This window comes from Streptomyces sp. NPDC050997 (assembly GCF_040660135.1).
Taxonomy (GTDB): Bacteria; Actinomycetota; Actinomycetes; order Streptomycetales; family Streptomycetaceae; genus Streptomyces.
The window spans coordinates 1-26,963 of the sequence record NZ_JBFAGK010000035.1 but is presented as its reverse complement, the minus strand read 5'-3'; the positions used below and the strand labels follow the sequence as shown (position 1 = coordinate 26,963).

The following is a 26,963-nucleotide window of genomic DNA, read 5'->3' as shown; positions in this document are numbered from 1 at the left end:
CTCGAGTCTGACCGGCTAGGCGAATGCACCTACTGCCACACCCACTTCTACTGGGTCCTGAAAGGCGTCCAGTGGGCACCCCCGACGCCGACCTGCCCATCACCTGGGCTCTGGCCAATCCCAAGATCGACAAGTAGCACGTCCTCGCCGCACTGATCGACAACGAGCCTCAACTGGCCGTCGACCTCGACTGCTTCCTCGCTTCATCCAGCTGCTGAGGCCCCTCTACCGCAACCACGACACCCCGCGCCCGGCTGAACCCCTCTTGAGGACTGGGGGCGGCGCGCGATGGGCAGGCGGGACCGATCCTGGTACTCGAAGGCACCCCAGCCTGAGCCCGTCGGCGAGGTGTCAGGGCAAACGGTGGAGGATGCCCGCACACCAAGGCGGCGAACTCAAGAGCCCTCTAACCTCACAGCTTGCCGAAGATCACTCCGCGCCAGGTCCAACCCGATTGGAGGACGGCGTCCTCCAATGGGTTGCGCAGGTCAGCACCGTTGAAGCGAAATGTCTCCGTCGCTTCTAGGCGGCCGCTCTCCCCGCGCTCGACTCTGTAGTGGCGGGAGACGGTCCTGTCGGGCCCGCGCGAGTACGATCCCGAAATCTTGAACTTCGGCGGATTCCCGACTCGGGTGACCTCCCACCCTTCCTCAAGGGCGCGCACCTCATGGTCTTCCTGGACCAGACGCATCCGAATCCGAACGGCACGCGTCAGCTGCGACTCGATGAAGATGGCCTGCCAGGCGGGCTCCGCCATACGCCACTCCGCCACCAGATCGGCGCCCTTCGCGGCGCCGTCGCGGATAACGTACGGGACATCAGGCTGGTTGAGGCCGAGCAGGGCTTTGCGCACCTCAGCGGCTGAGCGCGGCGCGACACCGTTGTCGGGGTGCTTGGTTCCGGTCAGCTTGTCGAAGAGTCCCATGAAGTCAACCTATGAGAGGTCGGGTTGTAGGTGGAAGGTTTGCCGCTTGCGCGGCAGGACGCGCTATGAAGCCGCGCGGGTGTCCGGGCGGACCGTACGCACGAAGTCCTGGAAGTCGCCCAGGACGTAAGGGCATTGAGACGCGGTGGCCGTCAGAACCAGACGGATCACCGCCCGCTTGTGCGGATCGGCGACGTCCAGCATGGATAGGTACACTTGTGACTGGACGAGGTCGCGGTGCACGCCGCTGACGACGGCCGAGACGGCCAGTGTCTGCGTGAAGCCGGGCGCATCAGCCGAGCCGATCTCATGGTGTCCGGTGACCTCGACCGACGTAGCGGCCTGGCGCAGGCGCCCCACGGACTCGTGAGCGATCTCGGACAGCGCCGTCGCGTCCGGGCGGTACTCACCGTCGATTGTAATGTTCGCAGTGAATCCGGCATCCGGCTGCAAATACCGCGCGACGAACGCGGCACCCGGCGCGCCAGCTTCATCCGGCGGTTCAGCCCGCCAGCCTTCCGGCAGTTCGAATTGGATGGGTACGGGCAGGGTCGTGGGCATCTCGGGCCATCCTTACTACGGCAGTGGATCCACGGGGGCGTGCATCAGAACAGGCTGCTGACCCCGTCGCCGACCCACCCGGCTGCATCCCCCAAGGCGTCGGCCGCCGAGCTCGCGGTGTCGGCGATCTTCCCCGGGTCAACAGTAACCTCAAGGCCCACGGCGCCACCGAGGCCGGGGGAGAGGCCCACTTCAGGCTTCCAGTGCCATGCGCCGTCGGTGTCTTTGCTGAAGTTCAGGCTTGCCTCCGCGCCAGGACCGGCCCATCCCTCGACTGTCCCGCCCACTCCAATTCCCCCGACATCCGCACCCCCGGCGAGGCCTCCCTTCGCACCCGCGAATGCCTCGCCGCCCAACTGCACGCCCTCGACACCGGCCCCCGCGTTGGCACCGGCCTTGGCGCCCGCCATACCCTCCGCCCGCCCGTACACCCCGACGGGGCCCAGGTCGGCCCGCCCCTTGGACGAGGCTTCGCCGCCCACGAAGGCGCCTGCTTCGCCCTGGATGCCCTCGTTGGTGATGCCGCCAGCCATGGAGCCCTTGGCGCCCGCATAGGCTTCGGCATCCCCGGCGAGCTTCATCGGGCCGTTGGTGAGCGAGCCCTCCGCGGTCGCGCGGCCGAGGTCGGCATGCGCCTCGGCTTCGCCGAGCTTACCGGCCCCGATATTGGGGCCGGTGGCCGATGTACCGACACCGGGGCCGGAGGCCTCGGAGTCACCTTCGGAGACCCACCCACCGGTCTTCGCAGTGCCCTTGGGGTCCGGCTTACCTGCCTTCGCCAGGTCGCCCACGGCCGAGGCGTTGAATCCGCCGAACCCAATGCCGTCCCCCGAAACATCGCTCGTCGCGCGAGCTAGCGCCCGCTTCACACTCTGGTCGGCCTCGTCGACAGCCTTGACCGCCTTGGCGATGCCGTCGGTCCACCCCTGCGCCTTCTCACGGGCGTCGACCATCAGTTGGGAGTAGTCGGGGTCGTGGTGGAGGGCATATTTCTCCTGTTCGGAGAGCTTGTCGTACCCGACGTACGTCGCCTTGCCGGAGCCGTCGACCTTGTAGTCCTTCTCCTCAGCGTCCTGGACCAGATCCTTGACCGCCTTCTGCAGGCGGGTCAGCTCGGTGTGGGCGTCCGTGAGAAGACTGGCGACGGCCAGCGCCTCCGCCTTGGCGGCTCCGAACTCGACGGCAGTGGCGGAGGCGTACTGCTGCTGCGTGCCGTAGGCGAGCCCCTGCCAATTTCCGTTGCCCAGCACGGACTGCACGTGCTTCTCGTAGTCAGTCTTCAACTCACCAAAGCGGTCGCCCATCTTCTTCCACGCTTTCGACACGTCGGCGAGCGGAGACAGATCGGCCGTCATCACATCGTGGTAGTTCAACGTCATGGCCGTTCCCCGTCACATTCCGTCGAAGCTGCTCGGGGGCCGTACGCCGGACGCCTGGGCGCCGACGGTGATGTCCTGGTTCTGGAGGAGGGTCTTCGTACCGTGTAGCCCGTTCGTCTCCTGCTGCAACCGGCCCATCAGCCGGTTCGCCTGCCCTTGCCAAACGGTCAGCGCGTCGGATACAGCCTGGTCCGAGGCCCAGGCAGAGAGCCCTTTCAGTCCGGTGTCCTGCTTTATCAGGGGGCTCGCAGGGGCTACCGAGGCGACGAAGGGCGTCCGCACCGCGCCACCGCCGTCCGCCATACGGGCGGCTGCCTGGGTATCCGGCATCATGTGCTCTTCCATGAACTTCGCTGCGCGCGCCTTGTCGCCCGGTGAGCTCGCAAGCGTCGGCTCGCCACCGTCTCCGGATCCCATGAGCAACCCCCGTTGCATACGCATTTCATCCGTGCCGTGCCTGCCGCGCGCATCACGGAAGCTCACGGTGCACACTACCGGCCACGCCCCACCCCTGACGCCCCACCCTCGGCCTGAACAAGCTCACCCACAAAAGGAGGACGTTCGATTGGACAGACAGGGAGATATAGGCGATGGGTCTTGACTCGAATTCTTGTACACGTGTCACGCGGCTGGGGCCAGGAAAGTGAGTGCTGTTCCGAAGGCACTGGGGCTGTGTTGTCCACGGCTGGAGTGGCGGCGTCAGGCGTTGTAGCGGTGGAGCCGGCGGAACAGGTGCAGGCAGGCTTCGCGCTCGTGTATCGGGGACAAGCGCCTGCCAAACACCGATCCCAAGCTCCGCGAGCTGTTCGCCAAACTCCATGCCAAGCACGGAACGGTGCTAGTCGTGGTCGACCAGTCTGCCTCGATCGGCGCCCTGCCACTCGCGGTCGCGAGGGACATGGGCTGCCCCGTCGCCTATCTGCCAGGGCTGACGATGCGGCGTATCGCCGACTTCTACGCGGGCTAGGCCAAGACCGACGCGAGGACGCGTTCATCATCGCGGACGCGGCCCGCCCGATGCCTCACACCCTGCGGGCGATCGACGGCGAGGACTAGACGATCGCCGAGCTGGAGATGATCGACGGGTTCGACGACGATCTGGCCGGCGAAGCGACCAGGGTCGTCAACCGGCTGCACGGCCTGCTGACCCAGATCCATCCCTCGCTGGAACGAGTGCTGGGGCCGCGGTTGCAGCACCCGGCCGTCCTCACCCTGCTGGAACGGTTCGGGTCACCGGCCCAGATACGCAAGGCCGGCCGGTGTCGGCTGGTCACACTGTTGCGGCCGAAAGCGCCGAGGATGGCCGAGCGGCTGGTCGAGGAGATCTTCGCCGCACTGGACGAACAGACCGTGACGGTCCCGGGGACCGAGGCGGCCACGCTGTTCGTCCCGAGCCTCGCTGCCTCGCTGACGGCCGTACTTGACCAGCGCAAGCTGCTGGCCAGGCGGATCGAGGAACTGCTCCCACCCTCTTTCCAAAGTCCTGACGTCGATGCCGGGCATCGGCGTCAGGACCGGAGCCCGCATCCTGATCGAGGTCGGCGACGGCAGCACCTTCCCCACTGCCGGCCACCACGCCGCCTACGAAGGTCTCGCCCGGGCGACCCGACCTCCCCTACTACGACAAGAAGATCGCCCAGGGCAAGCACCACACCCAGGCCCTGCTCCGCCTCGCCAGACGCTGGCCGACGTTCTCTTCGCCTCCGCGACGGAACCCTCTACGAACCTCAACTGTCGGCCGCAGTTACCTGACCTGCGGCTCTGCGAAGACAACGACATCGAAGCCGAGCACCGGATGGCCATAGTTGCCCTCTGGGTCCATCAGCACCGGTTTGCCCAGCCGCCGCCCGATCTCTCGGAGGAAGCCGCAGAACACATCCAGTCGATCCTGGCCCTGCAACTCCCGCAGGTCGACGTCGAAGTCGACTTCATCGGCGGCATGAAAACGGAAGATCGCCAGCACATCGGCAGTCGGCCAGACCCGCAGATCCGGGCACTCAGCATCCGCTGGGCGGGACAACACGTCCTCCGCCCGGGGCACCGGAAGCACCCTCTCTCCCTCGGAGTACTGGCACTTCCAGCCCTTCTCCGCAACAAGATTGAGGACCGCCTGCCAGTCCTCCACCGAAGCATTTGAGACACGCAAGTCCGGCAACGACCCCATCAAGTCCGGGTCGAAGAAGCGCTCCACGTCATCCCACAGCTGGTCGGCCATCCCGCCATGCTGCCCGGCTCGCCGACCCACCGCACCCCCGTTTCCCTTGGCCCAAGAGGTAGGAGGCACCCTCCTGGCCGAGACCAGCTCCTCAGCTTCGACGAAGAACAAGCTGATCGCTTTGTTCGAGGTCCGTTCGAAGTCGGAGGACATGCCGCCGACGCACAACCGCCTTCCCAACGTCCTCGTTCGCACGCCGGCGTCAGTGAGTGATCGAACAACGCCGCCCTGGGCGGCTCTGCCTTGGTGGCGGAGGTCCGTTCATAGTGGATCTTCGCGGCGCAGCAACTCCGGAACGCATCTGTCCAGAACGTGTCGTTGAGGATGACCACCCTCCGCCCCCGCCGCGCTTCTCGGCGGCGTATGCGAAATTGGCGAATTTGTGAGCCTGATCTTTCCCGGAGGGATTCAATGAGTATTTCCCGTCGACCCTCTTCCAAGTGAGGATCATTTGCGGGGGAAGTGCAGAGCCCGTGGAATCCCATGGCTACTCAGTTCGGGCTGATACGCACTCAGTCTCATGGCGTCCATCTGCATCTCCTGAGCGCGGCTCTGGCTCAAGCGGGGAAGCCGCTCCAGCGACATGCTCGGAGCAGCCCGGCCAAGTATGCTTCCGGCGTCATCTTGTCTTGACCACCCGGAATGGAGTTCATCATGACCATGGCCCGCTTGTCCGCAGCAACTTGGAGCCTCTCGACGGTTGCCGTCGGCGTGCTGCTCGTCGGCTGCTCGGCCTCGGTCAACGTCGGAACGTCCACGCCGAAAATGTCTTCGGGCAAGCTGGCCACGCTCCTCGCCGAACGGCTCGCAGCCACAACGGGCCAGCCAAAGCCGGACATCACCTGCCCCGAGGACCTCGCCGGGAAGGTCGGCACCACCACCCGTTGCACGCTCACAGCGAAGGACGGCAGCACCTTGGGCGTGACGGTCAAGGTGACCTCTGTTGAGGGAGACCAGATCAACTTCGACTACAAGGCCGACGACACAGCTTCCCCGGCCCCGAACTGAGAACTGAGCCCTCCTTCGCGCTGATACTGCCGCCATCGCCGTCGGCGCTGACTTCGTTCGGACATACCGAGACGCGGAGGTACGTCGCGCCGGCCGCGCACGCTAAGGGGACACACGGGGCGAGTTCCGCATCCGGCCCGTAAAGGTGTGCAGGCCGTCATCGAAGCCGGAGTACTCACCATCCCGTTCCGCAGTAGCCCTATGCGCAACGACCCAGCCCACCCTCCCAGCTGGCGACGTAGGCGGCGACGGGCTCCAGTCGGCCGGCAGTGAGTCGGTGTAGTTGCCCCGGCTTCGCCGTCCCAGCGCCGGGCGTGGCACACGCTGAGCAGGCAGGACTGTTGGATGTCGCCGGTCGCAGCCAGGTGCCTCGCGGGTGTGTCGAGACCTTGGCCACCATCCAGTCGCATTTCTCGACGCCCCGGCTCGGTTCGTGGACGCGGATGGCGTCGTCGCCCCCTCGTCGACCGGACCGCCGTCCGCGTCGTGTCCCCGGTAGGTGTTGATCACTTGGGTGGTTGGCTTCAGGGGCTCCCACCTGACCACCGAACCCGCGCCGACGAAGGCCGGGAAGGACAGCGACCCGTAGCCTCCGGGCACGTGGGATCCGGCACATCCCAGCAGTGTTACGCGGCGTTCCGCCCTCCGCCAATTGAGAGCATTGCAGACGAAACGCCCGACTGGGCAGCGACCGGAGCCCGCTGGCGAATCAGGGTCGGTTCACGGCGTCACCAACATCCGCCATAGTCTTTGGCCATGGAGCTACTGGTAGGAATTCTGGTGAAGGGGCTGCTCTTCGCTTTCATTGCGGGCATGTTCGCTCTCGTCTTCGTGATGTCCAGACGTGGACGCAAGCAGGAGACGCAAGTCAGGGACGAGTATGCGCAGCTTCCCCGAATGGCTCCGGAACGTGGCTGGACCTACACGCCGAGCGCACAGGGGCAGATCGATCAGTATTGCGGCGTAGGCCCCTTCCCCCGCTCCGGCGAGAATCTGCGCGCCTTCCACTACACCACGGGGGAGTTCCGGGGCCGGTCCTTCAAGTTCTTCGAGTACCGGTACAACAACCCCATGTCAGGCGGCGAAGTCGCGGAGCGCAAGCAGCTCATCGTCGAATCGGTCTTCGTTGTCACGGCGCCGGGGTCGGGACCGAAGGTGGAGATTTACCAGCCGGGCCGGCTGGACGGTCTGATGGACCGCAGGAGCAAGATGGAGCTCGGCGTACCGGAGTTCGATCAGGAATTCTGTATCGCCACCAGGGACGAGGCCGCCGTTCGGGACGTTCTGAGTGGTGACCTGGTGCCCTTCCTGCTGTCGGACCCGCGAGCCAAGGATTCCCCGATTTCGTTGCGTGGCGATGAGATGTTGACGTGGTACACCGGCACATTGTCTCCACAGGCTGTCGACGAGCGGTTGAACTACCTGTCCGATGTGCTGGAGCGGATTCCGGCACAGGCTTGGACTGCCGCCTGAGCAAGCCCGTAGCAAGCCCGTAGAAAGTCCATGGCAAGCAGAGTGCCCCTTTCCCGGCACCAAAGGTTCACCGGGGCAAGGGGCACTCTGTCGTCCAGGAGTCCCTCAGGCAGAGTCCTTCAGGGGAAGAGTCCCTCAGGCAGGACTTTCGTCGGCCGGGCGCACCGTCCGGAGGAACTCCTTGAAGTCCCCGATCACATCGTCGAGTTGGGTCGGCTTCGCGGTGAGGACGAGTTCGATGACGGCGCGCTTCGCCGAATTCTTGACGTCCTCCATGCCGAGGTACACCTGACTCTGGAGCAGCTCCAGAGGTTCTCCCCTCAGGGTGGTGGAGAGGCGGAGGTTCTGGACCACGCCGGGTGCGTCCGTCAGGCCGGGGATGTCCGGGGTGCCGATTTCGGACTTCTTGACGACCTCTACGGTCCCTGCCTCGCCCAGCCGCTGCACCGACTCGGCGGCGATATCCCACATGGTGGCGTTGTCGTTCCGCATCCGCCCGGCGACGGTGAGGTTCGCCGTGAATCCCTCGTCGATGGAGGCGGGATGGAGCGCGACGAACGCGGCACCGGGTGCTCCCACCTCGTCCGGCGGCGCTGCCTGCCAACCGTCCGGCAGCGAGAACGAGATCTTGACCGGCAGTGTGGTAGCCATCGTGAATCCACTTCCTTGATGAGCGTCAGCTCAGACTAGAACCAACTGCCGACGGTGTTGTCCCAGCCATCGCCCACCGCGTCGGCTGCGTCACCGACCGAGTCGACCATCTTTCCGGGATCGACGGTGACGTCGAAAGAGACCTTGCCGCCGACGCCCAGGCCGACTCCGACATCGCCGCCGATGGTGAATTTGCCGTCCTTCATGCCCAGGTCGGCGCTGCCGGAAGCACCCACGCCCGCCCATGCCTCGCCGCTGACACCGGCACCGACGCCGGCGACGTCACCCGAGACGGACCCGGTGGCTTTGGCTCCGGCGAACGCCTCCGCTCCTGCGTGCAGTCCGTCCTTGCCGGCGCCGACGTTGGCTGAGGCGTCGGCACCCGCGAAGGCCTTCGCCTCGACCTGGGCCGCGGCGACGCCGTATTCCGCGCTGCCCTTCGCCGAAGCCTGAGCCAGATACGCGGTCCCCGACGCGCCGGCCTGCAACCGTCCGTTGGCTACGCTCGCGGCGACCGATCCGTCCACTCCGAGTGCGGAAACGCCCGCACTGCCCTTCAGCGTGGCGCCGCCCACCTCACCCTCTTTGGAGACACCCGCCGACCAGGCACTGGCGCCGCCGGTCCACTCGGCGAGCTTGACGGTCGTGTTGGTCTTGCTGCCAGGCGCGGCCGGATCTCCCTCGCCTGTCTGCGGCGGCTTGTCCTTGATGAACCAGTTGCCGTTTTCGTCCTTGCCCCACTCTTTGTCCTGGCGCCAGCGGCCTTCCTCGCCGCCCAACCACTTCTGCCGCTCCGCCATCCACCGGGTCTGGTTGGTCTTGCCGGCCCCGTGATCGGCGACCCACTTCTGGGTGTCGACATACTGCCGGGCGTCGACAAGCCAGCCAGGACTGTCGGAGGCGCCGCCCGCGAGGTTGTCGAGCTTCTTGGCCAATGCCTTGGCCTCGGGGTCCAACTGCGCGTGTGCGGCCTTCAGTGTCGCTTCCGCCGCGTCGTGATCCCCGGACTTCCACTGTTCGATCGCTGTCGTGGCCTGCTGCTGTGCCCAGCCCAGAGTGGAGGAATACGAGGAGACCGCCGTGGCCGCCCCGGACATCGCGTCGGCGGCGAGATACCAGTTGGTCTTCTCTTTGGACAGCGTGGGCCAGAACACGTCACTGGCCTTACCGGTCCATCCGGAAATCTTCAGGTCGCGCAGACCGTCGCCGACTTTGTCGAACTTGCCCGACCAACTGTTGAGGGTGGTGGTGAGCTCGCCCAGTTTCTTGGTGTCGCCCGGGATGAGCTCCTTGGGGTCGGTCGTCGACCCCAACGCGGCTGCCATGGATGAAGATTCCCCGTCTCTAAAAACTAACCCAAGTCCGACTTGACCGAATTCACCGCGTCACGAATGGCTTCGTCCGTCTCCGTGAAGTCGCCGTTGGCGGAGTTCAGCCCTTCCGCCAGAGTCGCCGCACAGTCGGCGAGGAGCCCGGCCCCCAGTTCCCACGTGGCACAGAACGCCGTCAACGCGTCGGCCGCCGACTGCTCCCCGAGTGAAGGGGCCTGCCCGGCCGGATCCTTCAGGTCTACTTTCTCGACCGATGTGAGACATTCCAGAATGCCCGAAGCGCCCTTCTTGAGGACCCCCGGACCTACTCCGAGATCGCCCACAGCGAGACCCCCCTTTTTCTTTTGACTCAGCCTGTACAGGCGCGCGTTGGCTGAAAGCCCCCTCACGCTAACACCAAGATCACGCTGAAAGTCGCGCTCTCACCGCCCCCTCACGACTCCTGCCACTCAGCTACGCCAGTTCGGGACAACGCACGCAGCGACGAAGAGATATCCGACCTCACTGCGGAACAACTGGTGAAGATATTTGGCGGACGAAATGAAGGGACCATGGAGCTCTACGGGTTTCATACCGGGGAGCCCATCCGGCAATACCCCGGGGGCAGTTATGCCACGTATGCTTCTGGCGTCTTCTTTACTTGATCACCAGGAATGGAGCCCCCATGACCAAGGCCCGCTTGTCCGCAGCAACGTGGAGCCTCTCGGCGGTAGCCGTCGGCGTTCTGCTCGTCGGCTGCTCGGCCTCGGTCAACGCCGACAAGTCCGAGCCGAAGGTCTCAAAGGACAAGCTGGCCACCACGGTCGCCGAGAAACTCGCCGCCACGACGGGCCAGCCGAAGCCGGACATCACCTGCCCCGAGGACCTCGCCGGGAAGGTCGGCACCAGCACCCGTTGCACGCTCACAGCGAAGGACGGCAGCACCCTGGGCGTGACGGTGAAAGTGTCCTCCGTCGACGGAGACAACATCAACTTCGACATCAAGGCCGACGACGCACCGTCCCCGGCCGCGAACTGACACCTGAGCGCGCCACTGACTGCGACGCCGACGCCGACCCCGACCCCGACCCCGAACTCGACTACCAGGGCGTCGGCGGTACGTACGCCATCACGGCGTCACCGGAGCAGAACAGTCACGCGCCTGCGCGGACCGCGCGGCGGAGGTCAGCACTCTCCCGCCTGACTGGACACCGCGTACGTGTACTTCGGCATCGTCACCGCCGCCTGGTCACCCGGTAGGCCCGGTGCGACCGTCTCGACGTTTCCCGAATGCGTGCGCGTGACGTGTACGCAGTAGCTCTTGCTCGCCCCGTCGGCCGTGATGCGGTAGGAGGCCCGGCCGGACAGGGTCGGGCCGGTGAGCTCGGCGTCCGCGCCGAACTGGGGAGCGTCGCCGCCGCCGTGTTCGACGATCTCGTCCTCGATCGTCGTGGCGTATTCATCGCCGTCGAACTCGATGGTCGCGTCCTCGTTCGGGTCGCCGTAGTCGAAGCTGCCGTCCAAGGCGCCCGTGGCCCCGTTCACCGCGCTGGTCAGCTCGCTGTCGTCCCACGACGCGTCGTCGGAGACCCCGAAGCCCTGGACCGCCATGTAGACGCAGACGCCGGCCAGGGCGACGAAGGTGACGCGGGCGACGGTGAACGCGGAGTCGGGCACTTCCTCGGCCGACGGATTGACGGCGGCCCGCCAGGCGCGCACCCGCTGCGACTTGACGCAGGCCATGCCGAGGAATACGGCGGCCAGCACCAGCCCCAGCACGTTCAGCTTGGTCAGCGCGTCCACCCGCCGCCCTCCAGCCACTCGCGCCGGCTCAGCATGCCCCGCAGCGCCACCGCCGTCATACCTGTCCCCGCAGCGCCACCGCCGTCATGCCTGCCCCCGCAGCGCCACCGCCGTCATGCCTGCCCCCGCAGCGCCACCACCGTCGTGCCCGTGGCCCTCGAGCCGCTGCCCGTCGTGCCTGTGGCCCCCGAGCCGCTGCCCGTCATACCCGCACCCGCCGCCGCCGGGCGTCCCTCACCGCCACCGCCGTACCGCCCAGCCCGGCCACCACGACCAGGCCGCCCACGACGACGTACGTCGCCAGGCGCGTGTTGCGTTCCTCGGCCGTCTCGCCGAAGTGCAGCGGTGTGATGGACGGGGCCTCGGCCCTGACGCCGCCGCCCTCCGGCTTGGGGGACTGGACGGGATGCTCCGGGTCCACGTCCGTCAGGGCCTTGACGGGGTCGATGACGCCCCAGCCGACGTTGCGGTCGTTGGCGGGGATCGAGCGTTCCGCCGTCTGTTCGATCTGGGCGACGACCTCCTGGGCCGTCCACGTGGGGTACTTGGACTTGAGGAGCGCGGCCACGCCCGCGACGTACGGCGCCGAGAAGCTCGTACCGTTGTCGGAGCAGTGACCGCCGCCGGGAACTGTGGAGATCATGTCGACACCGGGGGCGGCGACTCCCACGAAATCTCCCGACTGGGAGAAGGAGGCTCGCTCGTTGTTGCGGTCGGAGGCCGCGACCGCGAGAACGCCCTTGTACGACGCCGGGTAGGTGATCTGGACCTTGCCGCCCAGGCCGTCGTTGCCCGCGGAGGCGACGACCACGACGTTCTGGCCGAGGGCGTAGTTGACGGCGTCCTCCAGGCGCGAGGTGGGCTTCACGGCGTTGGCCGTGTCCTGGGAGATGTTGATGACGTCGGCGCCTTTGGTGACCGCCTGGCGGATCGCGTCCGCCAGGGTGAGGGCCGTTCCGTCGCCCTCCGCGTTGTTCTGCTTGATGGGGATGATCGTGGCGTCGGGCGCGAGGCCCACGAAGCCGGTCCCCTTCAGCGGGCGGGCCGCGATGATGCCGGCCACGCGTGTGCCGTGGCCCACCGTGTCGGTGGTGCCCTGGCTGTTGCCGCGTTCGATCTTCTCGCCCTTGGAGTTCTTCGAGGGCAGGAGGTTCGCGCCCTTGGACGCCTCGACGGCCTGCGTGAGCTGCCGGTTCTTGACGTCCACGCCGGTATCGATCACGGCCACCTGGACGTTCTTACCCCTGGACTGCGCCCAGAGTTCGTCAAGGTTGACGCGTTGCAGCGCCCAGGGGCGGCCCATGTACGGCTTCGACGGGAACGTGCACTGGTCGTCCGCGCGGGCGGCGGTCGCGGGCAGGGCGACCACCGAGACACTTGCCATGACCGTGGTGGCGGCGGCCAGTGCCGCCGCGCTCCTGCCCCGCCCGCGGATCGCCGACGTCCTTGCGTTCAGCATCGCTTCGTTCTCCTCCGCCCCGCCTCTACGAGCCCTGCGGCAGCCGTGCGGCCGCCTCCGACAGGCGCGGGCCCGTCGGCAGGAACGTCGACCACTCCGCGGGGACGGGCGAGGGCGTCACCTTCTCGTAGCCGAGCCGGGTCTGCGCGATCTTGGCTTCCTGGAGCTCCTCCTGGCGCTGCTTGGCGGAGGTGCCGACGCCCTGGTCGTCCGTGGCGCTGTCGCTGTTGGACTGCAGGGCGTAACGCAGGCCCGTGTCGGTGACCAGGAAGACGCCGCCCGCGCTGGTCTCCGTGCCCTTGAACTGGCGGTAGAGCTGGCCGGAACCGGCGGTGACATAGCCGCTGGAGGAGCCGGTGGGCAGCTCGGCGGGGAAGTCGGTGCCCACCCAGGCGGACAGGGTCGTCTTGCCCTTGCCGCCGACCGACAGCAGGACGTTGCAGACGGTGTTGCGGCCCGAGGTGGCGCTGCCACCGTCGTTCACGGTCTGTGGCTTGAACGTCGGCCAGGTGTTCTTCGCCGTCTCGAAGGGCGTGCTTTCGACGACCGCGCCGGGGCTCACCTGCTGCGCTTCACCGGCCTGCCCGACGGCGACGAGGTCGCCGCTGTTGAGCAGCAGCGTGGCGACGAACTCGGAGATCTCGGCCACCCGGCCGGGCAGCACCACGTAGTACTGCATCCGCGAGCCGTTGAGGGCCTTGATGACCTCGCCGACCTTGTCGTACTGCTCGGGGAGTCCGGAGGCGTTCGCCGTCGCGCCCGCGGTGCCCTCGATCGACGGGATGGAGATCGGGTCGCCCTTGCGCAGGGTGGCGAGCCACTCCTGGGACACCCGCTGCGGGGCGCGGCCCTGGGTGTCGAGGGCCTTCAGCAGCTCGGTGTCGCCGGTGTTCTCGATCTGGTACGACATGCCCTTCGCGTCGACCACGTACCGGGTCTTCTCGTCCGGGCCGACGACGTACATCAGGTCGCCGCCGGTGAGCTTGTCGGGCCCCTCCGTCTTGCCGAACTCCTTCTTGGCGAAGACGAACGCGGCTTTCTGGATGGCGCGGCCGCCCTCACCGGGACGTTCGCAGACCGCCCAGCGCTTGGCTGTCTCGGCCTCGTCGGCGGAGGGCAGACGGTCGGGGGCGTACGGGATGCCGATCGTGGCGCCGTGCGGCGGCTTGCCGCTGTCCAGGATCTTCTCGTCGACGGTGATGACATCGGCCTTGCCGGGGTCCAGCAGGAGCTTGGCCGAGGCCATGTTGAGGACCGGATGCAGCTGCTTCTGCTTGCCCGTCTTCAGCACCACGTACCGGGTGGTCGAATCGCTCGCGACGATGACGTGCTCTTCGGGGTCGTTCCAGCCCTTGGGCGCGGTCGGACTGAACATGCCGATGCCGCCGAACACCGCGAGGATCACCACGCCGACGATGGTGCCCGGCAACAGCGCCTTCAGCGGCTTGGGTGCGCCTTCCTCCGAGCCCGTCGGAGAGGGTTGGAGGAAGGATGCGAGCGTACGGCGCTTCGCGAAGGTGTAGGCGTTGAGTTCATCCCGCCGTGATGCCATCTGTGTCCGCTCTCTCCCCGTGCGGAGCCATGGGGGACCTGTGAAGGTTCTACCCCGTCCTCTGTTGCCTCTGATGCCTGGGCTGTCAGAGCCGCCCCCTACTATGCCTGTTGCGTGACCGTGCTGGTGGCACGGGTAGGGTGCTCAGGCCTGGAAGGGGCCGAAGGGCAAGGGTTTTAGGGAGAGTTCGGGGGTTTTGCAGTGATGGCTTCCGCAACGCGGGCCCGGTCGCGATCGCAATCGGGGTCGAGATCGGGTCGCGCGCGCCGGTCGGGTTCCGCCGGCTCGTCCTCGCCCCAGCCCCCCACGACACGATCGGGCGCGGCCTCCGCGGCCTCCGCCCCGTATCGCGGGTCCGTCGCTCCGCACCTCAAGTCACGCTCGGGGCGCGGCGGTTCGTTCACGGTGCAGCGGCTGGTCATGCTGGAGCTGGCGGCGGCGCTCGTCGCGGTCGGGTGGCTCATCGGCACGGTCGCGCTGGTGCCGGCCGGCGTGGTCGCCACGGTCCTCGTGGTGCTCGCTCTCGTACGACGCCGTGGGCTCTCCCTGCCCGAGTGGATGGGCACCCTGCTGGCGCTGCGGGCCCGCACCCGCAAGGCCGCGAACACACCTCTGCCGCCGGGCACCGACTCCGGTCTGGCGCCGGCCGTGGAGTGCGACCCGAACTTGAGGACGTACAGCCACAGTCGTGGCGACGACCGCGATCAGCGGCGACCGGTGGGCATGGTGGGCGACGGGGGATTCCTCACCGCGCTGCTCCAGGTGGAGTCGGACGCCGGTGCCCTGCGCGCGGAGCGCAGTCGCCGGCCGCTGCCCGTCGCGCTCGTGCAGGACGCCCTCGACGTCGACGGGATCCTCCTGGAGTCGGCGCAGATCGTGGTGCACACCCAGCCGGCGCCCGCGCTGCATCTACCCCAGCAGTCCGTCGTGGTGAGCAACTACGCCCCGCTGCAGGCCCAGACAGGCTCTCCCGCGGTGCGCATCACGTGGATCGCGCTGAAGCTGGACCCCGAGCTGTGCCCGGAGGCGGTGGCCGCGCGCGGGGGTGGTCTGCTGGGCGCGCAGAAGTGTCTGGTGCGGTCGGCGGAGCATCTGGCCAGCCGGCTGGCCGGTGCCGGGTTCCTCGCGAACATCCTCACGGAGGAGGAGCTGACGGCCGCGATCGCCACCTCCGCGTGCGCCAACCCGATGGTGACCGCGCAGGCCGCCCAGGCGGGGCGGGGCGAGGTGCCGCAGCGGCGGACCGAGGAGACCAGCCGCAGCTGGCGCTGCGACAACCGGCGGCACACCACGTACTGGGTGCGGCGCTGGCCTCAACTTGGCGATTCCGGTACGTCGTTGGCGCAGTTGGTGGCGCAGCTCACGGCCGTTCCCGCGCTGGCGACGACCTTCAGCCTGACCCTCGCCCGGGGGGACCGGAAGGATGTGTCCGTCGCCGGTCACCTCCGTATCACCGGCCGCAGCAACCAGGAACTGACGGACGCGCGACGCGATCTGGAGCGGGCGGCGCGGCAGGTGCGGACCGGGCTCTCCCGGCTGGACCGTGAACAACTCCCCGGCGTTCTCGCCACCCTGCCGCTCGGAGGTGCCCGCTGATGGCCATGACGACGTCGACGCAGTCGTCCTCGTCCGAGGGCGGGCCCGCGTTCAGGGAGCGGCTGCGTACCGGGTTCGGGCTGATCGGCCCCCGGCATCCGCGGCACACGCTGCCCGTGGAGCAGATGAGCGCGCTCACCCTGCCCCTCGGGGACGACGGTGTGGTCGCGGGCGTGAACGCCGAGGGGCAGCCCGCGGTGCTCGGCGTCAACCGGCCCACGCCGTACGACATTCTCCTCATCGGTGGTCTGTGGACGGCCCAGGTGCTGGCGCTGCGTGCGGCGGCGACGGGTGCCCGCGTGGCCGTGGAGACGGGCCGGCCGCAGGCCTGGATGCCGATGGTGCACGCCATGGGCGGCGGGCAGAACGGCCTGGCCGTGTACGACGTCGGCCGCGTGCCCCCGCAGGGTGCGTCGGCCGGCACCCCCGTACTGGTGGTGCGGGACTGCGGTATGCGCCCGCCGCGCGGACGCGTGGTGTCGGCACCCTGGCAGTCCGTGCTCACGCTGCTTCCGTATCTGAGTCCGGTCGCGCCGCGCCTGCTGCGCCAGGCGCGTCTGGTCGGCGTGCAGCGGGTGTCGCCGGACGAGGCCGCGGAGATCGGGCGGGTGATAGGGCTGCCGCGCCCCGAGATCGAGTCGTTGCCCACCCTGCAGGACGGTCTCACCCTGTGGTGCACGGAGCGGGACCGGCAGTACGTGCTGACACAGGCGACGGATGCCGAGACCGGGCTGCTGGGCATGGCCCGCCGCATGGACTGACGTGCCGTGTGGGCTGACTTGACCGTGTGGGCTGGCTTGACCGTGTGGACCGCAAGAGCTGAATTGAATGGACCGAGCTGACTGGGGCGACTCTTCGGGACGAGCCCGTCGGGACGGGAGCTGACGGCTCCTCGGGGCGGGGCGCAATGCGCCTCAGAGCCGGCCGCGATGCCTCTCGGGGCGGGCCGCGATGCTCCTCAGGTCGGGCTGCCAGGCCCAACGCACGGGGTGCGCTTCAGGCCGTGGTGTCATGTCCCATGAGTACACATCCGGCCGGACTGCCATGTCCAACTTGATGTGTTCTCACAGGCATTGGGACACTTTGCGGAAGCCCGTCGGGTGGGCGGGCCTGCCGGGCGCGCGGTTTTGATGATTAGGCTGGGGCAGAGCACGTCGCGAGTACCCGCGAGCGGGCGATGCGGGCTCTGCGACGACAGGCCCGGGGCCCGAAGGGGGATGGCCCGGCGAATCGGACGACAGTAACGGTCGCCCCAGCACGGCATGAGGGTGCTCGACCACACCAGGAGGAACTGTGAACAGCGATCGGGACGGGATCCGCGGGGGCTGGGACACACCCGACGACGACCAGACCGACGCGGAGTCCGCCATCGAGATGACGGGCGAGTTCACGATCGACTACGCCCCGCCGGCCTGGTACACGCAGAACGCCTCGGGCGCGTCGAACCCTGCTCCCCAAGCTCCGCCGCCCCCCGCACCACCGGCCCCGACGGCCGGCCCCGCCATGCCTCCCCCGCCGGTCGGGCCCCCCGTGGACGTACCGAACCCGCCGCCCGGCGGCCCATTCCAGCCCGCCTGGACGCCCACGCCGACGCCCGCACCCGTGGCGCCCGAGGAGGAAGCCGAAGACGGCGACCTCGTCAGCGGCGCGACGATGCGGATCTCGGCCTCCTCGCTGAAGCGTGAGATCGCGGAGCACAACGCGACGGGGAACACCGACGCCCAGGCCGGGGGGCACCCCACGGGCACCGACCCGACGGGCGCGCACTCCGCTGCCGAAGAGCCCGAGTCCGGCGTCGGTGACACCGAGGCCGGTTCCGAGCCTGTCGCGGGCGAGTCCGGCACGGAAGGCACGGCCGCTCCTGTCGCTCCTGTGGGTGGCATCGCGGCTCCCGCGGAGGAACCTGCCGCCGACGGCCGACAGGGGACCGACGACGGAAACGCGCCGTCCCCCACGGACCCGACGGATGCGCCGGAAGAGCCCGAGAGCACCGACTCGGCCGACTCGTCCGCCGAGGCTCCGGACTCCCCCGCACCGGAGGCCGCCGCGGACGACAACGGCGCCCAGAGCACCGAGCCGCCCGCCGACACCTACGACGCCGCTCAGGACACCGCACAGCCCGCAGGCCTCGCCGCTCCCGCACCGGACGCCCCGGCCGCCTGGGCTCCCCCGCCGGCACCGCAGAGCGGTGTCCCGCCGCTGCCCCCGTCCTACCAGCCCGCGGCACCGGCCCCGGCAGCGCAGTGGCCCGCACAGCCCCAGCCGGAGGCTCAGCCCGCCCCGCAACCCGACCCGGCCCAGGCTCAGCCGGGCGGATACGGCTTCCCGCAGCAGCCGCAACAACAGCCGCCCCAGCAGCAGCCGTTCCAGCCGCAGGCCCCGCAGCCCGCGCCCGCCGCCTGGAACGCCCCCGCGGCACAGCCCGCCCCGCAGGCGCCGCCGGGCTACGGCTTTCCGCAGCCCGGCAGTGACAACGCCCCGGCGCCCGCGGCACCCCAGCCCACCCCTCCGGCTCCCCCGCAGGGCGGCTACGGCTTCCCCCAGGCCCCTGCTCCGGCGCCGAACACCCAGGGCGGCCAAGGCGGTTACGGTTTCCCGCAACCCCCTGCCCCCGCGCCGAACACCCAGGGCGGCTACGGCTTCCCCCAGCCCCCCGCGCAACCGCCGGCCGGCCCGCAGCCGTCGGGGTACGGCTTCCCGCAACCCCCCGCCCAGGCCGCGCCGAACCCGCCCAACTCGCCCGCCCAGCCAGGCGGATACGGCTTCCCGCAGCAGCCCGCACAGCCTGGCCAGCCGGGCCGGCCCCAGCCGAACGCGGCGCAGCCCGGGCAGCCGGGTCAGCCGGGCCAGCCACAACCCGGCCCCCAAGGTCAGCAACCGCAGGGTCAGCAGCCCCAGCCGCCCGTAGACCCCCGCACCGGTGCCGCCTGGCCGCAGCCGATCCAGCACGACCAGCGGCAGCCGACCCATGCCGGTGCCGCGCCGCTCGGTTACACCGCGGCCGTGGAGCTTTCCTCGGACCGACTGCTCAACAGCAAGCGGCAGAAGGCGAAGAGCAGCCGTCCGGCGGCCGGTGGCGGCAGCCGCTTCAAGCTGGGCGGGAAGAAGGAAGAGGCCGAGCGGCAGCGGAAGTTGAACCTCATCCGCACCCCGGTGCTGTCCTGCTACCGGATCGCCGTGATCAGCCTCAAGGGTGGCGTCGGCAAGACCACGACCACCACCGCACTGGGCTCGACCCTCGCGACCGAGCGACAGGACAAGATCCTCGCGATCGACGCCAACCCGGACGCCGGTACGCTCGGCCGCCGGGTGCGCCGGGAGACCGGGGCCACCATCCGTGACCTCGTCCAGGCGATCCCGTACCTCAACTCGTACATGGACATCCGGCGGTTCACCTCCCAGTCCCCCTCCGGTCTGGAGATCATCGCCAACGACGTCGACCCTGCCGTGTCGACCACGTTCAACGACGAGGACTACCGGCGCGCGATCGACGTGCTGGGCAAGCAGTACCCGGTCATCCTGACCGACTCCGGCACCGGCCTGCTCTACAGCGCCATGCGCGGTGTGCTGGACCTCGCCGACCAGCTGATCATCATCTCGACGCCGTCCGTGGACGGCGCGAGCAGCGCGAGTACGACACTGGACTGGCTCTCCGCGCACGGGTACGCCGACCTGGTCTCCCGGTCCCTCACCGTCATCTCCGGTGTTCGCGAGACCGGCAAGATGATCAAGGTCGAAGACATCGTGTCGCACTTCGAAACGCGGTGCCGTGGCGTGATCGTGGTCCCGTTCGACGAGCACCTCGCCGCCGGCGCCGAGGTCGACCTCGACATGATGCGGCCGAAGGTGCGGGAGGCGTACTTCAACCTCGCCGCGATGGTCGCCGAGGACTTGGTACGGCATCAGCAGGCGCACGGTCTGTGGACGAACGACGGCAACCCGCCGCCGGTGGCCGCGCCGCCGATGCCGGGTCACCAGGGACAGCCGTACCCGGGACAGCCGGTTCCAGGCCAGCAGTACCCCGGTCAGCCGGGCCCGTACCCGCAGCAGCCGCCGCATCCGCAGCCCGGCCAGCCTGGTCAACCGGGACCGGGGCAGTTCGCGCCAGGCCAGCCTTACCCCCAGCCGGGCCAGCCGGGACACCCGGGTTACCCGGGACAGCCGCCCGCCCACCCCGGGCAGCCCGCCCAGCCAGGCCCGTACCCGCAGTCCGGCCCCCAGCCCTACCCCCCGCAGCAGGGACAGCCCGGTCAGTCGTACGGCTATCCGCCGCCGGACGGGCAGACCCCGCCCCCTCCCCCGCCGCCACAGCGGTAGGCCTCACGGCATGAACGAAGGGCGGCCGGTGCCCGAGGCACCGGCCGCCCTTCGACGCCGTAAACAGAAACGGAGGCGGAGACCTCCTACTCGGCCGCCGCCCCCGCCACCAGCTCCCGGCAGCGCTTGACGTCCTCGGCCATCTGCTCCAGCAGCGCGTCCAGCGTGTCGAACTTGGCCTGCCCGCGTACGAAGGCCAGGAAGTCGACGGCGACGTGCAGCCCGTACAGGTCGAGGCCGACGCGGTCGATGGCGTACGCCTCCACCGTGCGCTCGGTGCCGTCGAACTGCGGGTTCGTGCCGACGGAGATCGCCGCCGGCATCGCCTCGCCGTTCACGTGCAGCCAGCCCGCGTAGACGCCGTCGGCGGGGATCGCGGTGTGCGGGAGAGTCTCGACGTTCGCGGTCGGGAAACCGAGTTCGCGGCCACGCTGCGCGCCGCGGACGACCACGCCCTCCACCCGGTGCGGGCGGCCCAGGATCTCCGCGGCACCCTCGACGTCGCCCTCGGCGACCAGGCGCCGGGTCAGGGTCGAGGAGAAGGGTTCGCCGCCGCCGGCCTCGCCGCGGACGTACAGATCGACGATGTCGACCTCGAAGTCATAGACCTTGCCCTGCCCGGCGAGGAACTCCACGTTCCCCGCGGCCTTGTGGCCGAAGCGGAAGTTGGGGCCCTCGACGACCGCCTTCGCGCGCAGCTTGTCGACCAGGACCTTGACGACGAACTCGGCGGGCGAGAGTTTCGAGAACTCCGTCGTGAAAGGGAGGACCAGAACGGCGTCCACGCCGAGGTCCGCCATGAGTTCGGCGCGGCGGTGGTGCGGGGCCAGCAGCGGCGGATGGCTTCCCGGGCGGACGACCTCGCTGGGGTGCGGGTCGAAGGTGACGACGACGGAGGGAACGCCCAGCTCACGGGCGCGTTCCACGGTATGCCGGATGATCAGCTGGTGTCCGCCGTGAACTCCGTCGTAGGACCCGATGGTGACGACGCTGCGTCCCCAGTCCTGAGGGATGTCCTCCAAGCCACGCCAGCGCTGCACTGTGACCGCTCCTCGTCGCATCCTCGCCGAACCTGTGTCCGTCGCTCTGCCTCTTACGCAGGTCTAAGGGTGCCATGCCGCGTGCCTCGGCTCCGCATCGGCATCGGAGCTGTGACCCTGCGCACCGACACCAGCCACGCGGGCACTCCCACATCAGCCCGTCACGCCTACACCCGCGCACCCGTCACGCCGGCACCCGCACACCGGCCAGGTTCTCGATCGCCCGGCGGGCACCGGGCCCCACCACCGCCGCCCACTCCTGCGGGGCGTCCGTCAGCCAACCGGTCAGCAGCGCGGCGAATCCGGGAACGCGCCGCCCCAGGTCGACGAGGCTTCGGTCGAGGCAGGTCGCTCCCTTCGGGGTGCGGAGCAGAAGGAGACCGGTGCGGTGGACCAGGCCGCGGGCGACCAGCGGGTCGTCGTCGGAGGCAGCCGCGTGCAGCACGGCGATCAGGACGGACGGGTCGTGTTCCTGGGTCAGGAGGAGTTCGAGGAGCTCCTGGCGAAGGGGGCGGGAGTCAGGCGTACCGGACGCGGCGAGTACGCCCGCGAGCGCCACCCGCACCTGCATGGGGCCGCCGTCCAGAAGACCGGTGACCAGCGGGAGGAGGACCGCGCGGGCGGCGGGCCCGTGGTCCAGGCGCCGGTCGACGTACCCGGCCAGGTACACGACGGTCTCCGGGCGCCGCTTCACCGCCTCCCGCAGCAGGGCGGCGACCCGGCGGGCCAGGGCGGGCGTGGTGACGTCGGCGAGGGTGCGCAGTGCTTGGCCTGCGTCCGGGCGGCACAGCCGCGCGCGGAAGGCGTCGAGGACCGGGTCGGGGTGGGTCGCGAGGGCGGGGACGAGGGCGCTCGGCGGGAGCTGCGGGTCGCCGGCCGCGAAGTGCCCGAGTGCCTGCGGGAGATGGCGGGCGCGGGTGCGCGGGTCCCGGACCAGCAGGGCGAGCGCACCGCCGTGCGGCGTGCCGTCGTCGGGGCGGGCGAGCAGGGCGAGGGCGGCGTGGCGCAGCAGTTCACGGTTGGCCTCGGTACGTACGTGCGGGGCGACCCGCAGCCCGTACGTCGCCGCCGCGACCCGCCGTGCGGGCCGCTCGTCGCGGGCCCACCGGTCGACGGCCCGGCAGATCGCCGACGGCTCGTCCTCCGCCAGGACGGCGAGCAGTTCATCGGCCCGTCCGTGCGCGCGGGCCACGAGCAGCTCCGTGAGGTCGTCCGACGCGCGGTGCCGGTGGGTGTGCAGCAGGGCCTGTGCGGCCTTCGCGACGGTCGCGTCCGGGGTGGCGGGCAGCGGCCGTTCGTCGTCGAACCAGCCGATGAGGTGGGTCTGTACGACGGTGGGGTCCGCGGTGAGCAGCCGGGCGACGGCGTCGAGGAACCGTGGTCCGGCCTCGTGCGGAGGGCCGTCGGCCAGGACGAGACGGCGCAGGAGGTCCAGGCGGGTGTCCTGCGGGAGCGGCAGGGCGGTCCAGAAGTCGGGCCCGAGGTCCGCGGGCAGCGGCCGTTCCTGTCGCCGCCGGCTCACGAGCCGGTCGGTGAGCAGGCGCAGGACGGGCGTGTACGGGGTGGCGTCGGGGACGCGTCGTAGGACCTCGGCGAGAAGCCGGGCGGCCCACCAGGAGTACGGGTCGGCGTCGAGCGCGTGGGTCAACTCCTCCAGCCGGCTGGAGAGTTGGGGGGCGCCGTGCTGGCGGGCGAGGAGCAGCAGGGCCTGGACGACGGGTCCGATGCGGTGGTGCGGTACGGGCGCCCCGGGTGCGGTGCCTGGCGGGTCGGGACGGCGGCGGTGGACCAGGGCGCGCAGGGCCTCGTCCAGGTCGAGGTGCGTGCCCTGGAGCCAGTCGGCGAGTTCCTCGTGTGCGAAGCGGTAGCCGGTACCGGCGGGGACGAGGAGGCCCTCGGTGAGGACGGCGGACGCCCAGCCGGTGCCGCCGCCGAGCCGCGCGGGGGCCTGGCCCCACGGGAACACCGCCTCGAACGACTCCCGGTCCAGTTCGCCCTGGCCGGGGCCGAGGCTGCGGCGGGCGGCCTCGTGGACCTGTCCGGAGATCTTGGCGGCGAGCCGGCGCACGGCGGCACCGCGCAGTCCGCGTTCGGCGGCCAGGCGGACGGCGACGCGGAGGCACATGAGGTCGAGATACGCCGTGAACACGTCGTCTCTGTCGACGGGGGCGTGTGCGTGCGCGTGGTCGTGGGCCGGTGCCTGGGGCGCGTCGGGGAGGGCGGCGTGGATCTCCGAGAGGAGCCGGAGGGTGAGGGGGTGGCGGGCGTCGGGATCCGCGAGGGCGTTCTCGGGGACGCGGTAGCGCGCGCGTGCTTGGCGGGCCTCCTCCTCGCGGAGGTCTCCCAGGCGCACGCGGGGAGGGACGAGCCGCGGCGTGGCCCCGCCCCCGCGACCGCTTCGGTCGTTGCCGTCCCTGGGCGAAGTCCCGCCCCCGCGGGCCCGGCCCCCGCCGTCCTGGCCCCCGCCGCCCCGTCCCTGGCCGTCCCTCGGGTCGTACAGCATCTCCGCCGGGAACCGCGCCCCCGCTTCCTCCCAGTACTCTCCCCGGCACGCCACCAACAGCCGTGCGCCCGTCTCCCGCAGCCACTCCGCCGTGCCGGCGGTCCACTCGGCAAGGCGGTGGGCCAGCACCGCCGGCATTTCCTCGGGTCCGTCGAGGAGGAGCAGAAGGGGGCGCCCGGCGGTGTGCGAGAGGCGGGCGAGGCGGCCCGGGGTGAGGTCGCCGAGATCGGCGGCGAGGCCGGACCGCGATGCCGCGACGATCCGGGCGGCCCGGGTCAGCGCACGGCGCACGGCGTCCTCGACCGAGAGGTCCCCGTCCTCGAGGTCGGCCCCGCGCAGCCACAGTGTGGGGGCCGGTTCCGCACCCTGGTGGCGCCGGGCGGCCAGGGCCGCGAGTTCCGTCGTACGCCCGCTCCCGGGATCGCCGACGAGCCCGAGGACCGCGGCCGGCCCCTGGACGAACGCGGCGAACTCCGCCGCCGTGGCGGCCCGTTCGACGGCCTGCGCGATCGGCTGCGGCCCGTCCTGCTCCACGGAGGCGGCCGTCAGTTCCAGTACGCCCGCGAGGTTGAGGTCGGTGCCGTAGGCGGGGACGGTGGTCGCGTTCTCGGTGAGCAGGGCGGTGAGGGGGCCGTCGGGGGCCGGACGCAGCGGGACCGCGAAGCCGACGTCCCGGTGGCCGCTCTGCAGGGCCGTGCCGAGGACACCGATCACCGCGCCGGTCGCGGCGTCGAGCACCGGGCCACCGGTGGCTCCACCGCCCGGCCGCAACGCGTCCCGCCCCGCCGTGCCGATCGCCAACTCCAGTGCGTCGTCGAGGAGATGGCAGCGGTCCGTGGCCGTGTACGTCACACCGGCCGCTCCCAGGACCCGTGCCTCGCGCCAGCACCCGGCCGGGATCCGCACATACGCGCCGGTCTCGACCCGGTCCCGCACGGTCACGGGAAGCGGGTCCAGGCCGAGGCCCTCGGTGCGTACGAGGGCCAGATCCAGCTCGGGCAGCGGGGTCACCGCGTCGGCGGTCACGACGCAACTGCGGTCCCCTGCGGCGTACAGCACGAGCCGGGGCAGGCCGTCGACGGTCTCGTGGCTGGTGACGACCGTGCCGTGGTGGTCGGCAGGGAAGCCGGTGCCGCGAAGGCGCCCGGCGAGGTCGTGGATGCGCACGAGCGCCTCGTCGCAGCCGCCGCGCGCGTGCCGGGAGCGGTCCGCCGGTCGGGATGCGTGTGCGGTGTCGTCGGTCCGGGGCGGCCGTGCTGTGTCGTCGGTGCGGGGCGGCCTTGCTGTGTCGTCGGCGTCCCCGGCCCACGGGCTCCGTCCCACCATGCTCGACCCTCCCCGCCGTACGCGTGTGCGTGTCTTCCGTACGCACGCACGTGCCTGTTTTCGACGGTAGGCGGGAGGTGATCAACGGGACAGATGCCGTGGCGAACGCGCCCCCTTCCGCTCCCCCGGTTCACTCCGAGCGCCTGCCCGGACGGGTGAATGGACGGGGGCAGCTGGATACACCCTAGGGGTGGGGGAACCGAGGGGGACCGTGGAGCGGCGTCAGTGACGACCCCGTGATCGCCGCTCCACGGGCGGAGAAAAGACCGTGCGCACGTCAGCCGAAGACGGCCAGGCTCTTGGCCTTGCCCTTCTGCTCCTCGACGAGGGCGAGGAAGACCCCCTCGGGGTCGAAGACGGCCACGGCGCCCCGGCCCGCGTACTCGTCGGGCATGTCGAGCCGCACGCCGTTCATCAGCAGCCGGGCACGCCGGGCGTCCACGTCCCAGCGCGGGAACGCGGCCACGGCGGCCTCGGCGATCGGCATCACCGTCAGCTCCTGCTGGAGCTGGTCGAGGGTCCGGGCGGAGTCCAGCTTGTACGGACCCACGCGGGTCCTGCGCAGCGCTGTGAGGTGACCGCCGACGCCGAGGTCGGCGCCGAGATCGCGGGCCAGGGCCCGGATGTACGTGCCGGACGAGCAGACCACCGACACCACCAGGTCGAGGACCGGGGTGCCGTCCTCGGCGACGGCGTCGCGGACGTCGTACACCGCGAAGGACGAGACGGTGACCGGCCGGGCGGGGATGTCGAACTCCTCGCCCTCACGCGCCCGCTTGTAGGAGCGAACGCCGTCGATCTTGATGGCGCTGACCTTGGACGGCACCTGCATGATGGCGCCGCTCAGCTTGGCGATCCCCGCGTCGACGGCCTCGCGGGTGACCTTCGAGGCGTCGACCGACCTCGTGATCTCGCCCTCGGCGTCGTCGGTGAGGGTGGTCTGTCCCAGGCGGATGGTGCCCAGGTACTCCTTCTCGGTGAGCGCGAGATGCCCCAGCAGCTTGGTCGCCCTCTCGATGCCGAGCACGAGCACGCCGGTCGCCATCGGGTCGAGCGTGCCGGCATGCCCGACGCGCCGCGTCCTCGCGATCCCGCGCATCTTGGCGACGACGTCGTGCGAAGTGAAGCCCGACGGCTTGTCGACGATGACAAGGCCATCGGGCGTCTGGATCTTCTCGGTCATTCGGCGGTGTCGTCCTCGTCTTCACCCGGCTTCTTGTACGGGTCCGCCTCACCGGCGTAGTTGGCGCCGGCGGAGACCTCGCGCACCTTCTCGTCGGACTGGCGCGCCCTGTCGAGAAGGTCCTCGATGGTCTTGGCGGTGTCGGGCAGCGCGTCCGCCACGAAGGTCAGCGTCGGCGTGAACTTCACGCCCGCCGCGGCGCCCACCGCGGAGCGGAGCACGCCCTTGGCGCTCTCCAGTCCGGCGGCCGCGGCCGCCCGCTCCTCGTCGTCGCCGTACACCGTGTAGAAGACGGTCGCCTCCCGCAGGTCACCCGTGACCCGGGTGTCCGTGATGGTGACGTGCGAGCCGAGCCGCGGGTCCTTGATCCCGCGCTGCAGCTTCTGGGCCACCACCTCTCGGATGAGGTCCGCCAGCCTCTTAGCCCGCGCGTTGTCGGCCACTGGTCGTCTCCCGTTCTTCCTGTTCCACGTACAAAAAATCTGGTCGACCGAAAAAAATCTAGTCGTCGTCGCCGTGCAGGCGCCGTCTCACCGACAGCAGCTCCACCTCGGTGGGGGGGGGGGGCCGCCCCCCCCCCCCCGCCCCCCCCCCGGCGCGGGGCCCCCCCCCCCCCCCCCCCCCCCCCCGCGCGCGCCCCCCCCCCCCCCCCCCGCGGACAG

At 70.0% G+C, this 26,963-nt stretch carries 21 protein-coding genes and 1 pseudogene; 7 read left to right on the top strand and 15 right to left on the bottom strand.

What is annotated here, in order from left to right:
• Positions 1–412: 412 nt before the first annotated feature.
• The 4 genes from AB0H86_RS41950 to AB0H86_RS41935 form a co-directional block, all read right to left on the bottom strand.
• Complete coding sequence (locus tag AB0H86_RS41950) at positions 413–925, bottom strand: hypothetical protein (RefSeq protein ID WP_362451235.1); 513 nt, start codon at positions 923–925, stop codon at positions 413–415.
• 63 nt (positions 926–988) lie between these two features.
• Complete coding sequence (locus tag AB0H86_RS41945; protein ID WP_362451233.1) at positions 989–1,486, bottom strand: hypothetical protein; 498 nt, start codon at positions 1,484–1,486, stop codon at positions 989–991.
• Positions 1,487–1,530: 44 nt separating this feature from the next.
• Positions 1,531–2,865 carry a hypothetical protein gene (locus AB0H86_RS41940; RefSeq protein ID WP_362451231.1) on the bottom strand — a complete coding sequence of 445 codons (1,335 nt, stop codon included), beginning with the start codon at positions 2,863–2,865 and terminating at the stop codon, positions 1,531–1,533.
• A gap of 12 nt (positions 2,866–2,877) precedes the next feature.
• Entirely contained in the window at positions 2,878–3,348 is a 471-nt protein-coding gene (locus AB0H86_RS41935) for a hypothetical protein (RefSeq protein WP_362451228.1), read from the bottom strand.
• 274 nt (positions 3,349–3,622) lie between these two features.
• Between AB0H86_RS41935 and AB0H86_RS41930 the strand changes: the two are divergent.
• Positions 3,623–4,617: pseudogene (locus tag AB0H86_RS41930) on the top strand (transposase); the annotation flags it as partial.
• Here AB0H86_RS41930 and AB0H86_RS41925 read toward each other — a convergent pair.
• Entirely contained in the window at positions 4,610–5,080 is a 471-nt protein-coding gene (locus tag AB0H86_RS41925) for a hypothetical protein (RefSeq protein ID WP_362451226.1), read from the bottom strand. The pseudogene AB0H86_RS41930 and the gene AB0H86_RS41925 overlap by 8 nt on opposite strands.
• A 654-nt stretch (positions 5,081–5,734) precedes the next feature.
• Here AB0H86_RS41925 and AB0H86_RS41920 point away from each other — a divergent pair.
• Together AB0H86_RS41920 and AB0H86_RS41915 are read left to right on the top strand one after the other, a co-directional pair.
• Positions 5,735–6,088: a DUF4333 domain-containing protein gene (locus tag AB0H86_RS41920; protein ID WP_362451223.1), complete on the top strand. Its 354-nt coding sequence runs from the start codon at positions 5,735–5,737 to the stop codon at positions 6,086–6,088.
• Between the two features lie 756 nt (positions 6,089–6,844).
• The gene (locus tag AB0H86_RS41915; RefSeq protein WP_362451221.1) at positions 6,845–7,561 is read left to right on the top strand and encodes a hypothetical protein; all 717 of its coding nucleotides are present in this window, start codon (positions 6,845–6,847) and stop codon (positions 7,559–7,561) included.
• 135 nt (positions 7,562–7,696) lie between these two features.
• Here AB0H86_RS41915 and AB0H86_RS41910 read toward each other — a convergent pair whose 3' ends face one another.
• From AB0H86_RS41910 to AB0H86_RS41900, 3 genes are read right to left on the bottom strand one after another with little or no spacing between them, the layout of a single operon-like run.
• Entirely contained in the window at positions 7,697–8,212 is a 516-nt protein-coding gene (locus AB0H86_RS41910; protein WP_362451219.1) for a hypothetical protein, read from the bottom strand.
• Between the two features lie 35 nt (positions 8,213–8,247).
• A complete protein-coding gene (locus tag AB0H86_RS41905; protein ID WP_362451217.1) occupies positions 8,248–9,537 on the bottom strand; it encodes a putative T7SS-secreted protein in 1,290 nt (429 codons plus the stop codon).
• A 26-nt stretch (positions 9,538–9,563) separates the two neighbouring features.
• Complete coding sequence (locus AB0H86_RS41900) at positions 9,564–9,866, bottom strand: hypothetical protein (RefSeq protein WP_362451215.1); 303 nt, start codon at positions 9,864–9,866, stop codon at positions 9,564–9,566.
• 341 nt (positions 9,867–10,207) lie between these two features.
• Between AB0H86_RS41900 and AB0H86_RS41895 the strand changes: the two genes are divergently transcribed.
• Positions 10,208–10,561 carry a DUF4333 domain-containing protein gene (locus AB0H86_RS41895; protein WP_362451212.1) on the top strand — a complete coding sequence of 118 codons (354 nt, stop codon included), beginning with the start codon at positions 10,208–10,210 and terminating at the stop codon, positions 10,559–10,561.
• Between the two features lie 146 nt (positions 10,562–10,707).
• Here the strand turns inward: AB0H86_RS41895 and AB0H86_RS41890 are convergent, their stop codons facing one another.
• From AB0H86_RS41890 to eccB, 3 genes are all read right to left on the bottom strand, one after another.
• The gene (locus tag AB0H86_RS41890) at positions 10,708–11,325 is read right to left on the bottom strand and encodes a hypothetical protein (protein WP_362451210.1); all 618 of its coding nucleotides are present in this window, start codon (positions 11,323–11,325) and stop codon (positions 10,708–10,710) included.
• Between the two features lie 202 nt (positions 11,326–11,527).
• The gene (mycP, locus tag AB0H86_RS41885) at positions 11,528–12,709 is read right to left on the bottom strand and encodes a type VII secretion-associated serine protease mycosin (RefSeq protein WP_362451294.1); all 1,182 of its coding nucleotides are present in this window, start codon (positions 12,707–12,709) and stop codon (positions 11,528–11,530) included.
• 100 nt (positions 12,710–12,809) lie between these two features.
• Positions 12,810–14,336 carry a type VII secretion protein EccB gene (gene eccB, locus AB0H86_RS41880; RefSeq protein WP_362451208.1) on the bottom strand — a complete coding sequence of 509 codons (1,527 nt, stop codon included), beginning with the start codon at positions 14,334–14,336 and terminating at the stop codon, positions 12,810–12,812.
• A 204-nt stretch (positions 14,337–14,540) separates the two neighbouring features.
• Here eccB and eccE point away from each other — a divergent pair, with 204 nt between their 5' ends.
• The 3 genes from eccE to AB0H86_RS41865 all read left to right on the top strand — a co-directional run bounded on the left by eccE (position 14,541) and on the right by AB0H86_RS41865 (position 20,249).
• Positions 14,541–15,932, top strand: coding sequence for a type VII secretion protein EccE (eccE, locus tag AB0H86_RS41875; protein ID WP_362451206.1), 1,392 nt, complete (start codon positions 14,541–14,543; stop codon positions 15,930–15,932).
• A 5-nt stretch (positions 15,933–15,937) separates the two neighbouring features.
• Positions 15,938–16,693, top strand: coding sequence for a hypothetical protein (locus AB0H86_RS41870; protein ID WP_362451292.1), 756 nt, complete (start codon positions 15,938–15,940; stop codon positions 16,691–16,693).
• A gap of 532 nt (positions 16,694–17,225) precedes the next feature.
• On the top strand, positions 17,226–20,249 hold the full coding sequence (locus AB0H86_RS41865) for an SCO5717 family growth-regulating ATPase (RefSeq protein WP_362451204.1): 3,024 nt from the start codon (positions 17,226–17,228) through the stop codon (positions 20,247–20,249).
• Between the two features lie 86 nt (positions 20,250–20,335).
• On the opposite strand, the gene AB0H86_RS41860 is transcribed toward AB0H86_RS41865, so the two are convergent.
• The 4 genes from AB0H86_RS41860 to rbfA form a co-directional block, all read right to left on the bottom strand.
• The gene (locus tag AB0H86_RS41860) at positions 20,336–21,289 is read right to left on the bottom strand and encodes a bifunctional riboflavin kinase/FAD synthetase (RefSeq protein WP_362451202.1); all 954 of its coding nucleotides are present in this window, start codon (positions 21,287–21,289) and stop codon (positions 20,336–20,338) included.
• 184 nt (positions 21,290–21,473) lie between these two features.
• Positions 21,474–24,959, bottom strand: coding sequence for a serine protease (locus AB0H86_RS41855; RefSeq protein WP_362451290.1), 3,486 nt, complete (start codon positions 24,957–24,959; stop codon positions 21,474–21,476).
• A 436-nt stretch (positions 24,960–25,395) separates the two neighbouring features.
• Positions 25,396–26,301: a tRNA pseudouridine(55) synthase TruB gene (gene truB / locus AB0H86_RS41850; RefSeq protein ID WP_362451200.1), complete on the bottom strand. Its 906-nt coding sequence runs from the start codon at positions 26,299–26,301 to the stop codon at positions 25,396–25,398.
• Complete coding sequence (rbfA, locus tag AB0H86_RS41845) at positions 26,298–26,744, bottom strand: 30S ribosome-binding factor RbfA (RefSeq protein WP_362451198.1); 447 nt, start codon at positions 26,742–26,744, stop codon at positions 26,298–26,300. The genes truB and rbfA overlap by 4 nt, the downstream gene beginning before the upstream one ends.
• Positions 26,745–26,963: the final 219 nt, after the last annotated feature.